This window comes from Streptomyces sp. NPDC048275, assembly GCF_040652275.1.
Lineage (GTDB): Bacteria > Actinomycetota > Actinomycetes > Streptomycetales > Streptomycetaceae > Streptomyces.
This window is the reverse complement of record NZ_JBEZLR010000236.1, coordinates 1-2,146: the sequence shown is the minus strand read 5'-3', so window position 1 is coordinate 2,146 and position 2,146 is coordinate 1. Positions and strand designations below refer to the sequence as shown.

Below are 2,146 nucleotides of genomic sequence, written 5' to 3'. Positions count from 1 at the left end.
CCCGTCCTGACCATCGGACTCCAGCAAACCTTCGACGACCGACCCACCGCCATCCTCCCCACCCTCCGCCGCGACCAAGGCGACCACCTCCCCCAGGCACTGGCCGAGGCCTACGTCCGCGGCCTGAGTGTCGACTGGCCGGTGGGCGGTGAGCGGGTCGCGCTGCCGACGTACGCCTTCCAGCGGCGGCGGCACTGGCTGGGTGAGTCCGCAGGCCCGCGTCCGGCGCTCGCCGCAGGGGCGGCGAACGTGGTGGCGGAGGACCCCGAGCCCGAGGAGCTGTCGGCCGTTCAGCGCTTGTCCGGCCTGTCCGAGGGCGAGTTGAGGGCGGCGCTGCGGGATCTGGTCGTCACCCACACGACCATCACCCTCGGTCATGCCACTGGGGACGCGATCGACACGTCGACCACGTTCAAGGCGCTCGGCTTCGACTCGGCGCTCTCGGTCGATCTGCGTAACGGGCTGTCGGCCGCGACCGGGCTGCGGCTGCCGGCCGGGCTGCTGTTCAACCACCCGACGCCGACGGCGCTGGTGGACTACCTGTTCGGTGAGCTGTCCTCCGGCGTCGTCGCCGACGCGCGGGTGGTTTCGGCTGCCGCGTCCGACGAACCGATCGCCGTGGTCTCGATGGCCTGCCGCTACCCGGGCGGCGCGAACTCGCCCGAACAGCTGTGGCGGCTGGTCGCCGAGGGGCAGGACGCCATCGGCGGTTTCCCCGAGGACCGCGGCTGGGACCTGGCCGGGCTGTACAACCCGGACCCGGCGCACAGTGGGACGACCTATGCGCGAGCGGGTGGATTCCTCTACGGCGCTGCCGAGTTCGACCCGGGCTTCTTCGGGATCTCACCGCGTGAGGCCGCGGCGATGGACCCGCAGCAGCGGCTGCTGCTGGAGACGTCCTGGGAGGCCTTCGAGCGGGCCGGGGTGGACCCGGCCGGCCTCGCCGGCGGTCCGGTCGGGGTGTTCGTCGGGGCGATGGCCCAGGAGTACGGGCCGCGGCTGCACGAGTCGGCGGAGGGCCTGGACGGCTATCTGCTGACCGGCAGCACGATGAGTGTGGCGTCCGGCCGGATCTCGTACACGTACGGCTTCGAGGGCCCGGCGGTGACGATCGACACGGCGTGCTCGTCGTCCCTGGTGGCGCTGCACCTGGCGGCGCAGGCGCTGCGGCAGGGCGAGTGCGAGCTGGCGCTGGCGGGCGGTGCGGCCGTGATGGCCACGCCCGGCATGCTGGTGGAGTTCAGCCGGCAGCGCGGGCTGTCCCCGGACGGCCGGTGCAAGGCGTTCGCGGCCTCCGCCGACGGCACCGGCTGGGGTGAGGGCGTCGGTCTGATCCTGCTGGAGCGGCTCTCCGACGCGCAGCGCAACGGCCACCAGGTCCTGGCGGTGATCCGCGGCAGCGCCGTCAACCAGGACGGCGCGAGCAACGGGCTCGCCGCGCCCAACGGCCCCTCCCAGGAGCGGGTGATCCGGCAGGCGCTGGCCAACGCCCGCCTGGATACTGCCGACATCGACGCGGTGGAGGCGCACGGCACCGGTACCAGCCTGGGCGACCCGATCGAGGCGCAGGCCATCATCGCGACGTACGGCAAGAACCGTCCGGCCGAGCAGCCGCTGTGGCTGGGCTCGTTGAAGTCGAACATCGGGCACACCCAGGCCGCGGCCGGTGTCGGCGGTGTGATCAAGATGGTCATGGCGATGCGCAACGGTCTGCTGCCCCGGACGCTGCACGTCGATGAGCCGTCCGGGCACATCGACTGGGACCTGGGTGCGGTCTCGCTGCTGACCGAACCGCAGCCGTGGGACGAGCCGGGGCGGCCGCGCCGCGCCGGTGTGTCCTCCTTCGGCATCAGCGGTACGAACGCCCACCTGATCCTCGAGCAGGCTCCGGCAGCGGAGCCCGAGCCTGCCGAGCCCGCCGAGATGATCCCGGGGACCAACCCCCTCGTCCCCTGGGTCATCTCGGCGAAGAGCGAGCAGGCGCTGTGTGCGACGGCGCAGCGCCTGCTCGAGTACCAGGGCGATGACCTGGAGACTGCGCAGGTGCTGCTGCGGCGGGCGCGGTTCGAGCAGCGGGCGGTCGCCCTCAACGCCGACGCCCTGTCCGCGCTGGCGGAGGGCCTGCCCCATCCGGACCTCGCCACCG

General features: G+C 72.8%; 1 protein-coding gene. It reads left to right on the top strand.

The genetic code is table 11. From position 1 onward, the window contains the following. On the top strand, positions 1-2,146 hold a 2,146-nt coding region (locus AB0D57_RS47610), incomplete at both ends, for a beta-ketoacyl synthase N-terminal-like domain-containing protein (protein ID WP_362088754.1).